Origin of the sequence: Bradyrhizobium sp. 139 (genome assembly GCF_023074175.1) — a bacterium.
Lineage (GTDB): Bacteria > Pseudomonadota > Alphaproteobacteria > Rhizobiales > Xanthobacteraceae > Bradyrhizobium.
This window is the reverse complement of sequence record NZ_JADPKS010000169.1, coordinates 39,902-56,681: the sequence shown is the minus strand read 5'-3', so window position 1 is coordinate 56,681 and position 16,780 is coordinate 39,902. Positions and strand designations below refer to the sequence as shown.

Annotated in this window: 16 protein-coding genes, 2 tRNA genes and 1 pseudogene; 7 read left to right on the top strand and 12 right to left on the bottom strand. The window is 59.7% G+C overall.

Annotated features, from left to right (window positions below; translation table 11 throughout):
• Positions 1-121: 121 nt before the first annotated feature.
• Both IVA80_RS38815 and IVA80_RS35880 read left to right on the top strand, forming a co-directional pair.
• Positions 122-190: pseudogene (locus tag IVA80_RS38815) on the top strand (SEC-C metal-binding domain-containing protein); the annotation flags it as partial.
• 753 nt (positions 191-943) lie between these two features.
• Positions 944-1,972, top strand: coding sequence for an alpha/beta fold hydrolase (locus tag IVA80_RS35880; RefSeq protein ID WP_247439831.1), 1,029 nt, complete (start codon positions 944-946; stop codon positions 1,970-1,972).
• A gap of 107 nt (positions 1,973-2,079) precedes the next feature.
• On the opposite strand, the gene IVA80_RS35875 is transcribed toward IVA80_RS35880, so the two are convergent.
• Positions 2,080-2,154, bottom strand: a tRNA-Glu gene (locus IVA80_RS35875).
• Positions 2,155-2,382: 228 nt separating this feature from the next.
• Positions 2,383-3,663: a hypothetical protein gene (locus tag IVA80_RS35870; RefSeq protein ID WP_247439830.1), complete on the bottom strand. Its 1,281-nt coding sequence runs from the start codon at positions 3,661-3,663 to the stop codon at positions 2,383-2,385.
• Positions 3,664-3,892: 229 nt separating this feature from the next.
• Between IVA80_RS35870 and IVA80_RS35865 the strand changes: the two genes are divergently transcribed.
• A complete protein-coding gene (locus IVA80_RS35865; protein ID WP_247439829.1) occupies positions 3,893-4,447 on the top strand; it encodes a recombinase family protein in 555 nt (184 codons plus the stop codon).
• Positions 4,448-4,486: 39 nt separating this feature from the next.
• Here the strand turns inward: IVA80_RS35865 and IVA80_RS35860 are convergent, their stop codons facing one another.
• The 4 genes from IVA80_RS35860 to IVA80_RS38485 all read right to left on the bottom strand — a co-directional run bounded on the left by IVA80_RS35860 (position 4,487) and on the right by IVA80_RS38485 (position 6,893).
• Entirely contained in the window at positions 4,487-4,843 is a 357-nt protein-coding gene (locus tag IVA80_RS35860; protein WP_247439828.1) for a hypothetical protein, read from the bottom strand.
• Positions 4,844-5,130: 287 nt separating this feature from the next.
• Positions 5,131-5,310, bottom strand: coding sequence for a hypothetical protein (locus IVA80_RS35855; protein WP_247439827.1), 180 nt, complete (start codon positions 5,308-5,310; stop codon positions 5,131-5,133).
• 193 nt (positions 5,311-5,503) lie between these two features.
• Positions 5,504-6,715 carry a hypothetical protein gene (locus IVA80_RS35850; RefSeq protein ID WP_247439826.1) on the bottom strand — a complete coding sequence of 404 codons (1,212 nt, stop codon included), beginning with the start codon at positions 6,713-6,715 and terminating at the stop codon, positions 5,504-5,506.
• A gap of 46 nt (positions 6,716-6,761) precedes the next feature.
• Positions 6,762-6,893, bottom strand: coding sequence for a hypothetical protein (locus IVA80_RS38485; RefSeq protein ID WP_256467579.1), 132 nt, complete (start codon positions 6,891-6,893; stop codon positions 6,762-6,764).
• Between the two features lie 255 nt (positions 6,894-7,148).
• Between IVA80_RS38485 and IVA80_RS35845 the strand changes: the two genes are divergently transcribed.
• Positions 7,149-7,799, top strand: coding sequence for a hypothetical protein (locus IVA80_RS35845; RefSeq protein ID WP_247439825.1), 651 nt, complete (start codon positions 7,149-7,151; stop codon positions 7,797-7,799).
• Positions 7,796-8,542, top strand: a complete 747-nt coding sequence (locus IVA80_RS35840; protein WP_247439824.1) for a ParB/RepB/Spo0J family partition protein — start codon at positions 7,796-7,798, stop codon at positions 8,540-8,542. The genes IVA80_RS35845 and IVA80_RS35840 overlap by 4 nt, the downstream gene beginning before the upstream one ends.
• Before the next feature lie 255 nt (positions 8,543-8,797).
• On the opposite strand, the gene IVA80_RS35835 is transcribed toward IVA80_RS35840, so the two are convergent.
• From IVA80_RS35835 to IVA80_RS35820, 4 genes are all read right to left on the bottom strand, one after another.
• A complete protein-coding gene (locus IVA80_RS35835; RefSeq protein WP_247439823.1) occupies positions 8,798-10,147 on the bottom strand; it encodes a hypothetical protein in 1,350 nt (449 codons plus the stop codon).
• Positions 10,148-10,397: 250 nt separating this feature from the next.
• The gene (locus IVA80_RS35830) at positions 10,398-11,954 is read right to left on the bottom strand and encodes a site-specific integrase (protein WP_346348058.1); all 1,557 of its coding nucleotides are present in this window, start codon (positions 11,952-11,954) and stop codon (positions 10,398-10,400) included.
• Positions 11,955-12,039: 85 nt separating this feature from the next.
• Positions 12,040-12,114, bottom strand: a tRNA-Glu gene (locus IVA80_RS35825).
• A 57-nt stretch (positions 12,115-12,171) separates the two neighbouring features.
• Positions 12,172-12,516: a hypothetical protein gene (locus tag IVA80_RS35820; protein ID WP_247439821.1), complete on the bottom strand. Its 345-nt coding sequence runs from the start codon at positions 12,514-12,516 to the stop codon at positions 12,172-12,174.
• Here IVA80_RS35820 and IVA80_RS35815 point away from each other — a divergent pair.
• Both IVA80_RS35815 and rpoH read left to right on the top strand, forming a co-directional pair.
• Complete coding sequence (locus IVA80_RS35815) at positions 12,515-13,522, top strand: RluA family pseudouridine synthase (RefSeq protein ID WP_247439820.1); 1,008 nt, start codon at positions 12,515-12,517, stop codon at positions 13,520-13,522. The two genes, IVA80_RS35820 and IVA80_RS35815, sit on opposite strands and share 2 nt — an antisense overlap.
• Positions 13,523-13,741: 219 nt before the next feature.
• Entirely contained in the window at positions 13,742-14,641 is a 900-nt protein-coding gene (rpoH, locus tag IVA80_RS35810; RefSeq protein ID WP_247439819.1) for an RNA polymerase sigma factor RpoH, read from the top strand.
• A 124-nt stretch (positions 14,642-14,765) separates the two neighbouring features.
• Here the strand turns inward: rpoH and IVA80_RS35805 are convergent, their stop codons facing one another.
• Both IVA80_RS35805 and IVA80_RS35800 read right to left on the bottom strand, forming a co-directional pair.
• Positions 14,766-15,386 (bottom strand): N-acetylmuramoyl-L-alanine amidase, encoded by a 621-nt coding sequence (locus IVA80_RS35805; protein WP_247439818.1) that lies wholly within the window; start codon positions 15,384-15,386, stop codon positions 14,766-14,768.
• Positions 15,387-15,411: 25 nt separating this feature from the next.
• Positions 15,412-16,635 carry a GGDEF domain-containing protein gene (locus IVA80_RS35800; protein ID WP_247439817.1) on the bottom strand — a complete coding sequence of 408 codons (1,224 nt, stop codon included), beginning with the start codon at positions 16,633-16,635 and terminating at the stop codon, positions 15,412-15,414.
• Positions 16,636-16,780: the final 145 nt, after the last annotated feature.

Here is a 16,780-nt window from a genome sequence, read left to right as displayed (position 1 = left end):
CTGCTGCGCCATCGGCCGGGGAGTTGCTCAACTCGCCGCCGGCGCGCATATTGTCTCTTTGCTCGGCAGAGCATTTTTACGCTCGACCCTGTCGCTGGTGTTCGCAATGATGAATTCAAACAAGGTGGGACGAAACGATCCCTGCCCCTGCGGCAGTGGCAAGAAGTTCAAGAAGTGCTGCCTCATCTCACAAAGGCTGGATGAGCCGTCATCCGGATTGCCCCAAGTCGATGCGCGGGCCTCGGACGTTGCCGGATGGGCGCTTCAGGAAGACGAAGCGATGCTGGAGTATGATCCATTCGTGGAGCCGGACCCGGATCAGTGGCTTGCGCTGGACGAGCAGGAACGGATCAATCTCGTCGTCGCGTACCATCGGCGCGCCGGGATCCGCTTTCCGCGGGAGCAAGCTCACGCCGTCTTTCATGCCGTCGTCGAGAGCCAGATTGCCGATGCCGCGCTGCCGGTGCGCGGCACGGCCGAGCGGCTGATGTCCGAAGGGCTCGACCGCCACGAAGCCATTCATGCGATCGGCTCGGTGCTTGCCGCCCACATGCACGATCTGATCCACGGAGCCAAATCGGGCGGCGACCCCGACGCGAGGTCCGATCCGAACGAGGCGTATTTCGCCGAGCTGGAAGCTTTCACCGCGGACGATTGGCTTCAGTCCGGCTGATCAGCCCGTCAACACACTCGGGCTGGAATGGCGCTCCCTGCCAGACCTCAGTGAGTCCCATCCCGTCACCAGCGGACGCACATCCAGACGCCGCGCTTCGACCTCGAAACGGGCCGAGAGTGCTCGCACCGCTGATGAAGAAGATCCAACGGAACGGTAAGAGACCATGCAACCGACCGCGAAGCCACTCCGCCGTCTTCTCGCCCCCATTGTCATTCAGGGAGTTAGGCGGGGTGGCGCTACGGTGGGCAAAGTTCCCAAAGGTTCCGTGTGATCGTTCGACATTTACCGCAACGCGACTCTGATCATTCTCTTTCGCGCCGCGCGCTCCTGGGCGGGCTTGTGTCGGCAGGCAGCGCTCTCGCGCTCAGCGGATGCGCAGGCTTGGGCGCGACCGGCGCGCGCTACGACGCATCGTCGCTCTCCGTTGACCCCACATTGCTCGTCACCACCACACGCAAGCCCGTGAAGGGTGGTCGCACGAAGCCTTGGTTCGGGTCGGAACGCGCGACCACAATGACAGTCGCGCGGGCAAAGCTGGTGGCGCCGGACGAGAGCCGTCTCTCTCTCGCCTCGGTCGGACTGGGCGATTGGCGGCTCGATCAGGTCGAACCGGTGCAGGCCGAAATTGGCGACCTTCTCGCGCAGACCGGCGGAGGAGGAGACGTGCTGATCTATGTGCACGGCTTCAAGCAGACATTCGAAACCGCCGCGCTCGATGCCGCACATCTCTCCGATGGGATCAAGTTCCGCGGGCGGACCATGATGTTCTCCTGGCCCTCCAAGGCAGGACTGTTCGACTATGCCTATGACCGCGACAGCGCGATGTGGTCTCGCGACGATTTCGAACGCGTGCTCTCTTCCCTCGTGTCCGCTTCAGGCGCCGGCCGCGTGCACATCGTTGCGCACAGCATGGGAACCATGCTGACGCTCGAAAGCCTGCGTCAGCTCTATGCGCGATACGGCGACACTGTTACGAGCAAGATCGGCACGGTCGTGTTTGCCGCGCCCGACATCGACATGGACGTGTTCGCGTCGGCGATCCACCGCATCGGTCCGCTTGCCGGCAAGATCACCGTGATCGCCGCGACGAACGATCGCGCTCTGGCTCTATCGGGACAAATCGCAGGTGGAATGACCAGGGTCGGCGCCGCCGAGAAGGCAGTCATCCAGCGGCTCGGCGTGCGCGTGGTCGATGCTTCGCAGGAAGGCTGGAGCATCATCAATCACGATCTGTTTCTATCGAGCGCGGAAGTGCAGCGGGAGATCCGCCGCTCGATCGCCGGCACGACTGCGTAAGAGAGCGCCTGCGCCTAGCCATGCGAAAAGCCCGCTCATGCGCACGCTCGTTGCGGCTTCAGGTGGAAAAACAGCCGGGGGTTTGGAGTACCCAGTCTCGTATGAAATGGCGCTCCCTAGGGGAATCGAACCCCTGTTTCAGCCTTGAGAGGGCCGCGTCCTAACCGCTAGACGAAGGGAGCGTGAGGGAGAGGACATAGCCTCGTTTCCCGCTTCCTTCCACCTCGCTTGGTCCAATGCTTTCGCGTTCACAATCGTCCACTATCACGCGCAACGTAGCAGCAGAACGTAGCAACGCAAGCAAGGAATGCTTCTCAACAGCGGCGGAGATGGCTCAAAAAAACTCCGCAAAAATGCGAGATTGCAGCGGCTGGTTTCGAGGCCTGTTGTCCCCCCTTGGGAGGGGTCATTCAGACGCCCATGTCCTTCGCGAGAAGCGTCAGGCTCGACGCCCAACGTAGGAAGAATAGGAAGTACGGTTCCACGATATCGAGAACATCCTCGTCCCATTCAATCACTGGAGCGGTTTGAATGGTCTTGGCTAGCTTGGCCATTTGCGACAGGGATTCCGAAACGCTTGAGCCTACGGGACTCTCATCTTTACAGACCTCCCGTGACCGTCTGAGCATTTCTTCGTAACGGAATGACAGGCGAGATGGGTCAGCTTTCATGGCTAGAAGAACACATCGGTAAACATCGCCCTGCGACCCGTCCCCGAAACCGAAGATTTTTCGTTCAGTGCCGCGGAGCTTAGGACCAGCGTGGAGGGTGGAGAGCATTGTCGAGAAATCAGTTGTAGTAGAAGTTCTCTCAAAAATCTGTCGGAGAGTCGATCCATCAATCTGAATGCGTTGATGGCTTCCAAGCGTTTCAAGAATCTCAGTATCGAAGCAAAAATTGAGGCAGATCGCTTGCATGAGTTGCGGAGAGCCGAACGCTTCCTGCGCTAGGGCGGTGAGGACATCGGGAGCTAGATCGACGTTGAGTTCTCGAAAGCCCCGGTAGGCAATTAGCTCAAGTTCCCCTGCTGACCAATACGTCATGTCAATTGCCGTCACCCGGCCCCGAAGCTCCGTATTGCTCCTCACAACATCGTCGGCGCGGTGTGGTACTGACGCGGTACATATTCGCACTCCGCGCTCAGCAGCAGCCTTAATCTGCTTTCCAATTTCCTCACGGACATCTTTTTCGATGTAGTGAAAATCGTCGATAAACAGAATGTACTCGCTGCCACCAATCTCTTTTGCAATGTCTTCCATACCAACTGGAGCGTAAGTCTCGGTGGAGCTTCCACTCCAGTCACGCACCACACCGGCTTTCACGTCGGCCTTGCCTTCGGCTACGAAGGGGATTCCAATCTTTCCTCCTCCCGTCGCGGACAAGTCAACTGCCGTCTTCGAGGCTTTGGTTTGGCTCCGTTGTATCGGACCACCCATCCAGGCAATTGCGTTCTCCCATAAATCCTGCGGGCGCTTGATAGTTGCCCCGTAGATGTGGATCAGGTGGTCGGGCGCTACAACCTTGCGCACCAGCACTGTTTTTCCGGATTTCGATGGGCCGGAAATCGAGACAATCATTTTCGGAATCGAGAGTGCTGTTCTCAGTTCTCGTTCGTAGTCCTTTGCGGAACGTTCCACGTATGTGATCGTGGGTACGTCAGTAGGCGTAAAAACTTCGACAGCTTTCACCACCGCTGGCAAACTCCCTTATTATTCAAGGCCCGGAAGGTACATCGAAACGAGGTCGCTCGCGGGGGATTGCACCGCGTATCCACAGCAACCAGTCCTCGATATGTTGATTTTGCCTCTTGACCCAATGGGGAATATGTTCATTATATCTTTAGCCAACCCACAGTGAACGCTTTGGTTCATCATCATGAACGCTCACTGCGGGTGTACCCATCGTGAACAGGATTGCCCAATGTCTCTCATCGGTTACGCCCGTGTCTCCACCACAGACCAGAAGACCGACACGCAGCTTGAGCGCTTGAAGGCCGCTGGCTGTGACATCGTAAGGCAGGAGAAGGCGTCTGGCAGGAGCCGCGAGGGCCGAACCGAGTTGGAGACCATCCTTGACTTCATCAGACCGGGCGACACGCTTGTGGTCGTGAAACTCGACCGCCTTGGCAGATCAACTCGCGACGCCCTGAACCTCGTCCACGAATTGGATCAGAAGGGAGCATCGCTCCGCATTCTTGAGCCAGAGGTCAGCACCGCAGGGCCGCTTGGGCGCATGGTGGTCACCGTGCTTGGCATGGTCGCTGAGATGGAGTTGGGCTTCATCAAAGAGCGGCAGGCCGCTGGCATCGCCAAGGCCAAGGCCAAGGGTATTTACAAAGGTCGCCCCATAAGCCTCGATCACACCCAGATCAGGACACTGCACTCGCAGGGACTTGGTGCGACCGCTATCGCCAAGCAGCTGAGATGTTCTCGCGGCGCGATCTACAAGGCGCTCAACGCCTATGCCGCCAATTAGTATTTCTACGATGAAGCCCTCAACAGCCTCATTCCGCACCTACCGCCATTCGTTTTGGACACGAATACGCTCTGTCATGCTCTTGATGCGGCGTAATACTGCTACCTCTTCGGAATAGTCCTTTAAGCCCATGCTTGCCAACTCGGCCCGCCAATAGACGACCAGTTCCTTGAGCGTAGTTTCAGTTTCCGAGTTGCGCAGGTTCGGCTTGAACTCCGAAATGCCCGTATTACCGATGTCCGATGTACATTTATCGACCGCGAACGCGGGATTTCCTGCCGCTCTGGCATATTCCCAAGCCGCGAAACAGTGCACATGGTCCAAACCTAGAGCAAAAAACAACCGATCAACCGGCGTTTTCTCTTGGCTGAGAAGACTTGCAAACGCATCCATCATACTTGCTGCGGAAGCGGGAAATGGTGTCGTGATTACGGCTGAGAGTGCGAGTACGACAAATAGTGAAGATATAGTTCGAGGCATGCGGTCTCCATCAACCAAGGTTTCGGCTCTTACTTTTCCGACAAGCACTTTGCAACAGCCACAGACATCAGAAGCTAGAGCGGCGAACCTGCCGTCTCACCTGTAAGTCGCTGCCACTATGTTCGCGGCGACGTCGGCTGCGGTGCTGGTTCAGGCTGCGGAACTGACGTAGCAGGCTGCCGCGGCGATGTAGTGGGAGCTTGCTACTGCGGTGCAGTGACACGCTGCTGATCGCCGCCACCATGCGGGACGCACGTCTCGACATTGCTCAAGAGCCGTTTGGCTTCGACATCGCGGGCTTTCTTATAGTCCCTGCGCCGGTCGATCCTTGCCGCAGCCACGCGGTCCCACGCATCGAACGCATCAGCGTAGTGCTGCCGCATCTGCTCCTCAGCGGCGAGACAGTCGCTGAACTATCAAACACCAGATCGGTGTTGACGGGCGAGACACCGCCTACCAATACCACCAGCATCCATTTCATAGCTTCTGCCACGTTTGTAATCTACTAAGGCGCGAAATGTGGGCCAGCATCCTCGCTTACAATCCCGCAGCAACCCTAACCGAGACTTTCACCACCTATTTGCAGGCTTGGATGAAGCCTCGAATTTTTGCTGTCCCAGCGTCAACCGGCATCGAATCGAAGCCCAAAAAAGCTGGAGAATCTTCTCTTGGCATCATTGCAACCCCGACAGTGTGCGCACGGGAGATCGCTGTGACTTGTGCCGTCGTTAGCTTGTAGGAGGCATTGATCCATCCTCGCACTTCTTTGCGGAAGATTCTGGCTTGATCGATCCGTTCTTGCCTCCCGTCTACAACCAGATAATCGACCGGGAACGTAAGGACTTCGGCCTCGCGCTGTTGAGGATCAAAAATTGCGTAGAGAAGAATGATCTTTGAGTCACACAGCAACATGAACTTGTTCATACCAAATACGGTGTCTCGTTCTCCCTTGAGGTAGATTCCTTCTCCGTTTGGAGCGCTTTCAATGGTCCATACTGGGCGCGTGAAGCCATTGTTGACCACATTGAGCGTAGTCAACTGGGATTGAGTTGGCTCGAAAATCTCGGATTCGCCGACTGAACTCGCGAGGGTGAACAACCCGGTATCAACGTCCATATCTCGCAGATATTGGACGATTGCAGCGGACGCTACTTGGGCGACATCCACCGCGCTGGCAACAGGGGTTTTGAATGAAAAGCGATGGACGCCGTATCGTGCGTCCTTGTTCAAGAAGCGGAATTTTCCTCCCAGAAACGCCAGTGCGCAAGAACTAAAGCATCCTCCTGGACCCGCGCTGTGCCCAGTCAAATTGTCTACCCTCGCCGCGCCAACGTTCGTTCTGAGTTCATGCTTTCGAATTACCCGCCCAAGCTCCATACCGGCAAGAAGACTGCCACCCGGCGAGTCGAAATAAAAGTGGGATTGCATAGGAACTCGGTTCGCAGCCAGATACGCTTCTAGGCGCTTGCCAGCTTCCGCGTCGATGGGGCCGCTCGCGTATATGGTCCACGCATTCCCGGCCAAAAAGATCAGCTTTGGATCAGGTGGCCTTCCATCGAACCGCATTCGTTCGGCAACTTCCGACGCGCCTCGTCCTGCCGAAGTAATCGTGGCAGGCGCACTCTTGGCCGAAGCGTTGGCCTTTTGATCAACCGCACGACGAGACTGCGCTTGAGCGTCAATGTCGCATGGCAGAAAGACGAGGGCTAGAAACAGCATTCCATTCCACAATTGCCTGATCACACTACCCACCACTTCCACCAAACCAATCCACCGAGACATGGTCATCCGCAAGGTCCTTGGAAGCACGACATGCGATTCGGTCAATCCGTCTTTATGAGAAGCGTCTGACCGGCGAGTCGGTCAAATAGATCACGCTCACACTATCGACAGCGAAGTCGCGGATCAGATCGCATTCCGCCGCATCCTTCCGCAGCTTCTCAAGCTGTACCTGATAGCCCTTCATCGATTGACCCGGTGCCGCTTTTCCCGATCACTGTAAACCTATCAACTTGTTCGGGAAATGCCATCCACACATGGATAACCCATTGGGAACACACGATTATTCTTGACGACCCCCTTCATTTGTGGGTATTGGCTGGCGAAGCAAAGTCCCCGCGCTTTCCCGCTATCAAGGGAACGCGATTGGCCTGACCACAGCAGTTTGCGTCTGTCTGTTGGGGTAGGGCCGCAGAAATCAGGAAGCTGATACAGGTTTACTATGAAGCCACGCTGCCGTGTAAACGGCTGCGCGAATGCTCGCGCCGGTCACTCACTCCTCTGCTCGAAGCACAGGTCCCGCAAGCGCCGTCACGGTCACGAAGAACAGCGGACCATCAGCAAGACGGACCTGAGACCGTTCATCGACAAGGTTCAGGCGAGGATTACCAAGCAGCCTGATGCCAAGCTCTGGTCGATCTGCGATCAGCGCTGGGACATGCTGACCGCCCAATGGCGAGCAGAGCTTCCCAAGACGATCTACCGCTATGTCCGAGCGGGAACGAAGGAATTGGTGCGCTTGGCGAACACGGTCTCAGGCCGCGAGGTCGCGGTCACCGTCATCGCGATGTACCTGCTCCAGGATCACGATCCTCGCCTGTTCAAGAACGAGATCGGCTTCCGCACCCAGCTTGTTAGACGGGTGCGAACCCTTTCCAGCACCAGCTTCTCCCATTGGAGCGGGGCCAGCGATGGTCGTGAGCGGCGAGCCATAAAGGAACTGGAGCCAAGGACCGTTGAGTATCTGAGCGGCCTGCTGGTGGAATTGTTCGGCCCTGCTGGAGTGAGGGTGGCACAGCTTGAGCGGCGTGAGGAGGAGGAGCAGCGCAAGGAAAGGCTGGTCTACTACGAGGCGCTCTCGGAGGTGGAATGATGATCACCAAAGAGAACATGACTAATGCGGTGCGGTGCGAGCGCATTTCAATCGATCGACTGGTCCTCGATCCAACCTTCCAAGTACGCAGCAAGCTGAACGAACAGGCCATCGGGCAGTACAGGGAGGCGTATCGCTTAGAACGGGAGCTTGACCCCGTTCGCGTGGCCGAAGTCGATGGCATGTTGATGCTGATCGACGGCTGGCACCGGATCACCGCTCTCAAGCGGCTCGGTAGACCTTACGTCGATGCCGAAATTGAGCCGATGACAAGGGATGATGCCCGATGGGCAGCATCGATAGCCAATGCCAAGCACGGCGTGCCCTTGTCCAGGCAGGATCATCTGAACGTCTTCAAGAACTACATCGCGACGGAGCGGCACATCAAAGCCAAGAGCCTAACGGGGATCAAGTACAAGTCCTATCGCGATATCGCTGCCGAACTCCCCATCAATCGATCCCACGGCACCATCCGCAACTGGATGACTGAGCATTACCCCGACATCGCCAAGGCCATGGGAGGGGCAAGTACGGCGAGCGATGACTATGAAGGGCAACGCCGTGCCAGCAAGGCACCTGAACTTCCCGACACCGCGAGTAGGCTGGCTGGCGCACTGCTTACCCATTTCCAATCGGTAAGCGACCCGCAGCAGCGCGGCATCATGATCGTGGAGGTACGTGAGCTACTGCATAGGATGGAGGGTTCACCGGGTTGGACCGAGCCTCCTCCACCTGAGTTCTGATGGAACCATCTGTTCAAATTGAACAGTGGGAGCCTACGTATCGCTCAATAGAGATGATGATCGGGGATCCCCTCACGCATGTTCACCTGTCCACCATGTCTACGGTGTCCACACCCGTTGAGATGGCCTCATAATCATCAAGTTCGATGGGGTGAGCCTGAGCGAGCAGTGTAGACCAAGGCTACCGCTCCAACACGGTGAACGATGTAGACCTACTGCTTACCCATGTATGGGAAGCGTAAGGATCGTCCCTCCTCAAGCCTTGCGCGAGCAGGGTAGCGGCACTCCCACAATAGCCTTCGACTGCTCCCGCATCGCCTTGAGAGCGATCTCCGTCTTGGATGAAGGAACAAGCAGACCATCATGGAGGCCAAGCGCGGGGACGTTCTGCTCCATCAACTCACGCAGAACCGCCAGCAGTATCTCGCTCTCCTGCCACATCAGACGATAGCCAAGCCCACGGCCCCACGCTCGCTCAAGAGCGGGATGAACGGCCAGAATGGCCTTCTTGGTCTTCCTGACGGTCCAGCGGTCAGGGAGCTTGCCCTTTAAGGTGTCCTCCTCCGTAGCCTCAGCGCCCGTTTCGGCAGTGAGGCTCATGTCCTTCGGCCACGTCCTGCGCTTCGGGGTCTCATCGAACAGGAAGCAGTTCATGGCGAGCTTGACGCCGTCGCGGTGGGCTTCAAGGCCGGGGATCGCGTAGAGATCGCCCTCTGGTGCTGTTAGCCGCAGGTGAGCGTAAGCGAGTCTGGTGAACATGGTCGAGTAGTCCAGTTCGGCCACTGGCTCGCCATCGATCCTGATCTGCTTCCGCCGCTCCCTCTTGATCGTCATCCAGAAACAGCCGAACAGCCGCCCGACCTGATCATACCGATGTTCCTGAGCGTCGAAGACTGTGAAGCGCCGGGTCAGTGTCCGGCCATGGGGGTCAACCGCAGGTTCAAGGCCATCGTCGATGAAAGAGATGTCCGCGCTGTCCAGGAACGCATTCAGGTCTCGAACTGCTGCCCGGTAGCTCAACGTAACGGGCGTGTCCGCGTAGTCCTCCAACTTCTTGGTCTTCGTCCATTTGCGGCTTTCCGGCGACTGCTTCCGAGTCACGCGGGCGAGCAACAGCAACTCCTGCGCCGGATCACGGGCGAAGTGAGCGAATGTGATGTCCGCTGCGACCATGTCGGCAAACCGCCGGGTCGGCTTTATCGAACTCACCTCTCCCCGTATCGCGTTGGAGATTTGACGCTGCATCAGGCCATTGGCCTCCAGCAGCGCCAAGAGGTTCCTGTACGTGGTGCCGAAAGCTCTGTTGTCGTATCTGCCCTTGCCGCGCTCACCATTGCGGGTGTTGATGGCAAGCCAGCCGGTAGGCGGCGGGCTGATGACCGCGTAAGCCAGATTGCAGACCACGCCCTCGATGATGCGCAGGTGGTTCCTCTGGTCGTCTGGACGCCGCGCTCGCTGGCGCTGCTCTTGGCTTTGAGCGAGAGCGGTGACTTGCCGCACAAGGTGCTTCAATGGCTCGCCGCGGGCGATTAGCCATGGGTCAAACCATTGATGCTTGGTTGGTCTCGGTCGCTTCGAGGTCGGCGTCTTGGTCTTGTCCAGCATCAGGGGGCGCGGTCTCATGTCGGAGCGAACTGCGGGCCATCGATCCCTCGAACATGGCTATGGTGAGGCGATGGTCGCCTGAATCCACTTCGGCTTTCACGGGGAACCTATCGTGCAACAGATCGACACCAATGCACAGGGTTGGCCGCTCCTCAGGTGACTCTCAATCGACCAGACAAGGCCGTGGATTCGTTTTCGCGGTTGTTGGGTAGCAAGGTGCGGCAACAGGAAAAACTCGCCAACGGATTCGCTAGGACTCTGGGGGTGGAGTCTCGCCTCGATCATGACTACCGAAATTCACCCCATCAAACCCAACCTTGCCAATCTCTTCCGCTAACCGGGGCAGCGGATAGCCGGTATCCCTGACTCCGTCTGCGTCTCGCTTGCGGCCATACCGAGCGCCCACGCTGCTGTTCGAGTGGCCGACGAGGTGGTTGATCACGACCTCATCCACTCCGGCAGCACGGCCATACCGCTTGAAGGTTCCTCGAAAGGAATGAAACTTCTTCACGGGGTCATCAATGACATGCTGTGCGAGATAGGCGTTGAACCATTCGCTCCATTTGTTGGCGCGGCTTGCAAGCTTGCACCTGTCCTCAAACTCGGGCCAGAGGCTTGCTAGCGGCCCAACCGCCCTGCGGCGCTCCTCCACGAACAACAGGAAGCCGAGCCGCAGCAGTTCAGGATGGATTGGGACACGCCGGACCGAGGACACGGTCTTGATCCTTTTGTCACCTTCGCGGTCGAATCGAAGCGTCCATACGTCGGTGTCGGGGTCTTTGGCGACGTCCTGAACCAATAGCTGAATCACCTCGGTGCGGCGGGCACCTTGAAACAGGGCAAGCAGCGGTGCCCATTTTGCGGTCTCACCACGTCCGCGCACCGGGCGCACACGGGCAGAGAACACAGGGCTTGCCATCAACAAGTTCAACTCATCCTTGCTGAACGGTTCGTAATAGTCCTCATCTGCGGGATCAACCTCGAACGCCACATCGAAGGGATTGCGCCATCCTGTGCCGTCGAAATAGCCATCCTGTTCAGCACGGGCAAGCACGGCACCGAGCAGGGTCAAGGACTTGTTGATTGTCGTTGCAGATCGCGGTTCGTAGGCGCTCAGGTCGCGTTGCAGAAGTTGCGTCAATGGGAGCCGTTTCAGTTCGGCAGGAAGCCCCTTCGGGATTCTGGAGATGGCATCCCGGTATTCGCGGCCATGCCCCTTGTGGATGCGATGGAGGGACAAGTCTCCGAACAATTCGACGAAGCGGCGACGAGCAGCGTCAGCTTCGGTGACAGTGTTGGAGGCTGGCTTCTTTGCGCCCTTCACACCGCCCGCGCTCGACCAAGACTGGAATGCCTTGCTCATCGTCAAGCCTTCTACAGTTGGTCCCGTTCGTCCGTTGATGGCCTCAGCGCCAATTGAGGCACAGGCTGGCATTGGGAGAGGCAGGCGAACCGCGCAGGGTTCAATCCAAACGCCTTGCTTTGCAGGCAACTGATCCTGACCTCCCAACCTCACCGCTTCTTCGGAGCGCTGATCGCTGCCGGTCAGGAATGCTCTCGCCACGTCGAACAGGCTTGCATGCTGTGCGATCTGAATGCCGACGCGCTGCTTGGCCTCTCGATCCAACGTGGTCCTCAGTGAGAGCCACACCGCTGTCTTGAGGTGACCGCGTCGGAGCGGGCTTACTAGTCGCTTGATGTTGTCTGGGATTGAATGTGGAAGTGCCCGACCAGCAAGGTCGTCGGGCAGATCGATCTTAAACCAATAGATACCGTTACGCCTGATCAGGTGAGAGACACGCGGCATTCGTCGCTTCCCGTAGCACGAAGACGTAGCAAACGAGGAAGCCGAACCGAATAGATGTTGCGATGTCAGGCAATTAGGAGGGAAATGGCGCTCCCTAGGGGAATCGAACCCCTGTTTCAGCCTTGAGAGGGCCGCGTCCTAACCGCTAGACGAAGGGAGCGTGAGGGTTAGCCAATAACCTCGAAATTTGTCCGCCGCAAGGACCCGAACGGGCGTTTTACGGCTCATTGGCAAATTTCAGCTTTCCGGCCGGTTTCAAGGTGTGGGGGTTGAAGGTGCGAATCTCGGTGATCCCGCCGATCTCGATCGTGATGACGAGTAGATCGCCGGCCACGCCGCTCGATACGATTTTGGCGCCCTTCGGCAGGGTTGCGGTGATGTCGCCGACGGGCTCGACCGCCCTTCCCTCCGACTTGAAAAGGCGGTAGCCCACCGCGATCAGGACGGCGCAGATTGCCAGCGCCGTGGTCAACCCAGCGATCAGCATCATCCGCCGCACCCGCGCGAACAGCGCGGCCTGCTCGGGGCTCGGTTCGGGAACAGCGGTATCAGACGTCGTCATGGAAAATTTTGGCTCTGTGCAAAGGTTGGAGGTTGTCGTCGCCGGAGACGAGGGCTCGACCCGGCTCGACCGCGTGCTGGCGGTGCACCTTGCTGAGCTGTCGCGATCAAGGCTGAAAGCCCTGATCCTGGCAGGCGCGGTGAGCCTGAGGGACGCCGCGCTCCGGGACCCCGCTTATCACGTCACATCCGGCGATACGATCACAATCGACGTGCCTGAAGCGGCCCCGCCGGAGCCGAAAGGCGAGGATATCGCCCTCGACATCGTGTTTGAGGACGACGACATCGTCGTCCTCAACAAGCCCAGGGGGTTGGTGGTGCACCCTGCGGCGGGCCACGAGACCGGCACGCTGGTGAACGCGCTGATCGCCCATTGCGGAGGCTCGCTGTCGGGCATCGGTGGCGTGCGCCGGCCCGGCATCGTGCACCGGCTGGACAAGGACACCACAGGACTGATGGTGGTCGCCAAGAACGACCTCGCGCATGCCTCGCTCACCGCGCAGTTCGCCGACCACGGCCGGACGGGTGCGATGCGGCGCGGCTACATGGCTTTCGCCTGGGGGCTTCCGGGCCGCCATCGCGGCACCGTCGATGCACCGATCGATCGCCATCCGCATGCGCGGGAGAAGATGGCGGTGCGCCAGGGCGGCCGAGAGGCGGTGACGCATTGGGAGCTTCTGGAAAGTTTTGCCGGGCGGGACGGCAAGCCGATTGCCTCCCTGCTCGCCTGCGAGCTCGAGACCGGGCGCACCCACCAGATCCGCGTCCACCTCGCCCATATCGGCCACCCCCTGTTGGGCGATGCCGTCTACGGCCCGCATTTCAAGACCAAGGCGAACCAGCTTGGCCCTGGGTCGCAAGCAGTCCTGGCCGCTCTCGGGCGGCAGGCCCTGCACGCTTATCTGCTGGTATTGGAGCACCCGAGGACCGGAGAACTTCTCCACTGGGAGGCGCCTCTGCCGGGGGATTTGCTTCTCCTTCAGGGCGCCCTGAAAGCGGCGCTATGACGCAGGCCGTTTCAGAAATGCTTTACATTACAAAAAGTTATAGCTGCCACACGGGGACGTGACGTCAGCAATCCTTCCCTTTTTGCCCCACGATGGGGTATATTGCGCTTGCGTTGAAATGACCAACGCGGAACATCGCAGCACCGATCGGCTTTAACCAAGCGGTCGTCTGCCTGGCCCGCCGCTATCGGGGGCCTGAACCTGTTTGGAGGGCGCACTATGGCCCGTACCGCTGCACTGCCGGTCCTTAATGGAGAATCCGGCCTTTCCCGTTACCTCGGCGAGATCCGCAAGTTTCCGATGCTGGAACCCCAGCAGGAATACATGCTCGCCAAGCGTTGGCGCGAGCACGATGATCGCGACGCCGCACACCAACTCGTCACCAGCCATCTCCGTCTCGTGGCCAAGATCGCCATGGGCTATCGCGGCTACGGCCTGCCGATCTCCGAGGTCGTCTCGGAAGGCAACGTCGGCCTGATGCAGGCGGTGAAGCGTTTCGAACCCGAAAAGGGGTTCCGTCTCGCCACCTACGCCATGTGGTGGATCAAGGCATCGATTCAAGAGTACATCCTGCGGTCCTGGTCGCTCGTGAAGATGGGCACCACCGCGAACCAGAAAAAGCTGTTCTTCAACCTGCGCAAGGCGAAGAGCAAGATCAACGCGCTGGACGAGGGCGATCTCCGCCCCGACCAGGTGAAGATCATTGCCAAGCGTCTCGGCGTCACCGATCAGGACGTGATCGACATGAACCGCCGCCTCGGCGGCGACGCGTCGCTCAACGCGCCGATCCGCGACGACGGCGAAGCCGGCGAATGGCAGGACTGGCTGGTCGACAATTCGCCCAACCAGGAAGCCATGCTGGCCGAGCACGAGGAGTATGATCATCGCCGTGACGCCCTGAACGGCGCCATGGGCGTGCTCAACCCGCGCGAACGCCGCATCTTCGAGGCCCGCCGCCTCGCAGATGAGCCGATGACGCTGGAAGACCTTGCCGCCGAGTTCGGCGTGTCGCGCGAGCGCGTCCGCCAGATCGAGGTCCGCGCCTTCGAGAAGGTGCAGTCCGCGGTCAAGGGCACAATCGCACGGGCGGAACAAGCCGCGCTGGAAGCCGCGCTCTAAGCGAGGCTTCGCCGCTGTAAGAGTTTGGCGGATCGACAAAAGACAGAAAGCCGGCGGTGACGCCGGCTTTTTGTTTGGATGACTTCTTCGCGCTATGCGCGCCCCGGAATGGCGAGTGAGCGCCTCACTCTCCCCAAATCCGTGCCAGCGTCGCGAGCCAGCAGCCTTCGCAATAGCGCGAATCCTTGTAGTCGATCCAGTTGTGCGCGTAGACGTGGTGCAGCGGAATGTCATAACGCGCGCGCAGGACCTGGACCAGGATTTTCCAGGCCGCGACCTGCGCCGCGGTCGGGCCCGTCGTGACATCGGGATAGTTGCCGGCGAACTCCACGCCGATCGAATTATCGCGCACCACCTGGCGATAGGTCGGTCTGTTGTCGATATACTTGTTGTCGTTGCGGTTGGCACCGTCTCCATGGGTCGGCACCAAATTTTCCGCGACCGCCCAATAGACCGCGCCGTCGGTCTCGACCCACACCGTGACGCCGCGCCGCGTCGGATTCTTCGCCTGCTCCTGCGCGCCGCCGCGTCCCGAGCCTGCCGGCCCCTCGGTCTGGTGCACGATGATGTTGCGCCAGGCATGGGCGTTGCCGACATCGCCCCACGGCGCGAGCCAGACCATTTTCAGACCGGGAATGTCAGGCGTGCCGGAGCCGCGCGCGATCTTTGCGAGTTCGGCATCCGTTGCAGCGGCGGGAGCGATCAGGAGAGCGGCGAAAATGGCCGCGAGCAGGCGAGACATCATCGTGCACGTCCAATGCGGATCCAGCCTAGCATAACCCGTGGGCGAATTTTCGCGGGGCCTCTACCGGCCCCTCCGGTTGGGGCGAGAGCGGCGGCGCCGGATCGTAAACGGCAAAGTCGTTCTTGCCCCTCTTCTTGGCGGCGTAGAGCGCGTGATCGGCATGGGCGATGAGGCGGTCCGGGATCTGGCCGATGCCGCGGTCCCATTCGGCGACGCCGATCGAGATCGCGATCGGAATGTCCTTGGCCGTACAGGTCGCTGCATCCTGGCGGCAGGCCTCGAGCACGCGGCGGGCGATCGCGGCAGCCTCGCGCAGCGAGGAGGACGGCAGCACGACGCAAAACTCGTCACCGCCGGTGCGGGCCAGCATGTCGCCGGGCCGCAGCCGCGTCTGCGCCATCAGCGTGAAATGCCGCAGGCAGGCATCGCCCGCGGCATGACCATGGGTGTCGTTGATGGTCTTGAAGCCGTCGAGATCGATCACCAGCAGCGAGAACGGCTCGCCGCTGCGCCCCGAACGGGCGCATTCCTCGGACAGGCGCTGCAACAAATGCCGCCGGTTGGCGACGCCGGTGAGATCGTCGAGCAGTGCGAGGTCGGCGACCTCGTTGCGCAACCGATCCATCGCCATCAGCAGGAAGCCGAAATTGAGCGTCATCGACAGGAACAGGAGGCCCAGCACCATGACGGCATGAGCCTGACCGCCGCCGCGCGCCGAGAAATCGTGACCGAGCAGATTGCCCGCCGTGCGAACCACAAGGATCGCGACGATGGTGAGGATGACGATGCCGGACAGCCGCGCGCCCGGGCTGACGCGGCCTTCAGGCGGCGACAGCAGCAGACGCAGCGCCAGCACCAGTGGCACGGCCTGACCGAGCGTGTAGCTGAGCATGCGCAGCTGCATGTGCTCGAAGCCGACCATGAAGAACACGATGCCGGCCAGGCTTAGCGCTCCCGTTGCCGTCATGACGCGCCATGGGACAGGCCGGTCATAGAAGCGCTGAATGCCCATGGCGGCGAGGCAGCTTGCCGCGATGACACCGGCAGCGCCAAGCAGAAGCGGCAGGGGAGAATCGACGAACAGGCGGACCAGGGCCGTCATCGCGCCGGTGGCGCCGACGAAGGCCGACGCCATCCAGAACCGCGCGGCCGCGAATTTGGGATAGGAGCGCGTCACATAGGCCCAGATCAGGCCGAGCGCCAGGAAGTTGACGACGAAGACCGTCCAGAGTGTCGGTACGTTCAGCATGGCGCGTGCGACACGCGCAGCGTCGCGCCCCCCGTCTCTGGCAGTTCGTCCATACCCACCCCCGTGTTCTTACGCGGGACAATGCGCGGGTTGCACTTAATGGAGTCTCACTGCAATCGCGCAAACATCGGCTTTGGTTTTGGAT

What these genes read in the sequence shown, in the direction of transcription:
- IVA80_RS38485 (WP_256467579.1), bottom strand. Translation starts at nt 6,893, where the DNA reads ATGAAGGGCTATCAGGTACAGCTTGAGAAGCTGCGGAAGGATGCGGCG.
- rpoH (WP_247439819.1), top strand. Translation starts at nt 13,742, where the DNA reads ATGGCCCGTACCGCTGCACTGCCGGTCCTTAATGGAGAATCCGGCCTT.
- IVA80_RS35820 (WP_247439821.1), bottom strand. Translation starts at nt 12,516, where the DNA reads ATGACGACGTCTGATACCGCTGTTCCCGAACCGAGCCCCGAGCAGGCC.
- IVA80_RS35855 (WP_247439827.1), bottom strand. Translation starts at nt 5,310, where the DNA reads ATGCGGCAGCACTACGCTGATGCGTTCGATGCGTGGGACCGCGTGGCT.
- IVA80_RS35815 (WP_247439820.1), top strand. Translation starts at nt 12,515, where the DNA reads ATGGAAAATTTTGGCTCTGTGCAAAGGTTGGAGGTTGTCGTCGCCGGA.
- IVA80_RS35860 (WP_247439828.1), bottom strand. Translation starts at nt 4,843, where the DNA reads ATGATGGATGCGTTTGCAAGTCTTCTCAGCCAAGAGAAAACGCCGGTT.
- IVA80_RS35850 (WP_247439826.1), bottom strand. Translation starts at nt 6,715, where the DNA reads ATGACCATGTCTCGGTGGATTGGTTTGGTGGAAGTGGTGGGTAGTGTG.
- IVA80_RS35865 (WP_247439829.1), top strand. Translation starts at nt 3,893, where the DNA reads ATGTCTCTCATCGGTTACGCCCGTGTCTCCACCACAGACCAGAAGACC.
- IVA80_RS35835 (WP_247439823.1), bottom strand. Translation starts at nt 10,147, where the DNA reads ATGCTGGACAAGACCAAGACGCCGACCTCGAAGCGACCGAGACCAACC.
- IVA80_RS35840 (WP_247439824.1), top strand. Translation starts at nt 7,796, where the DNA reads ATGATGATCACCAAAGAGAACATGACTAATGCGGTGCGGTGCGAGCGC.
- IVA80_RS35830 (WP_346348058.1), bottom strand. Translation starts at nt 11,954, where the DNA reads ATGCCGCGTGTCTCTCACCTGATCAGGCGTAACGGTATCTATTGGTTT.
- IVA80_RS35800 (WP_247439817.1), bottom strand. Translation starts at nt 16,635, where the DNA reads ATGCTGAACGTACCGACACTCTGGACGGTCTTCGTCGTCAACTTCCTG.
- IVA80_RS35845 (WP_247439825.1), top strand. Translation starts at nt 7,149, where the DNA reads ATGAAGCCACGCTGCCGTGTAAACGGCTGCGCGAATGCTCGCGCCGGT.
- IVA80_RS35805 (WP_247439818.1), bottom strand. Translation starts at nt 15,386, where the DNA reads ATGATGTCTCGCCTGCTCGCGGCCATTTTCGCCGCTCTCCTGATCGCT.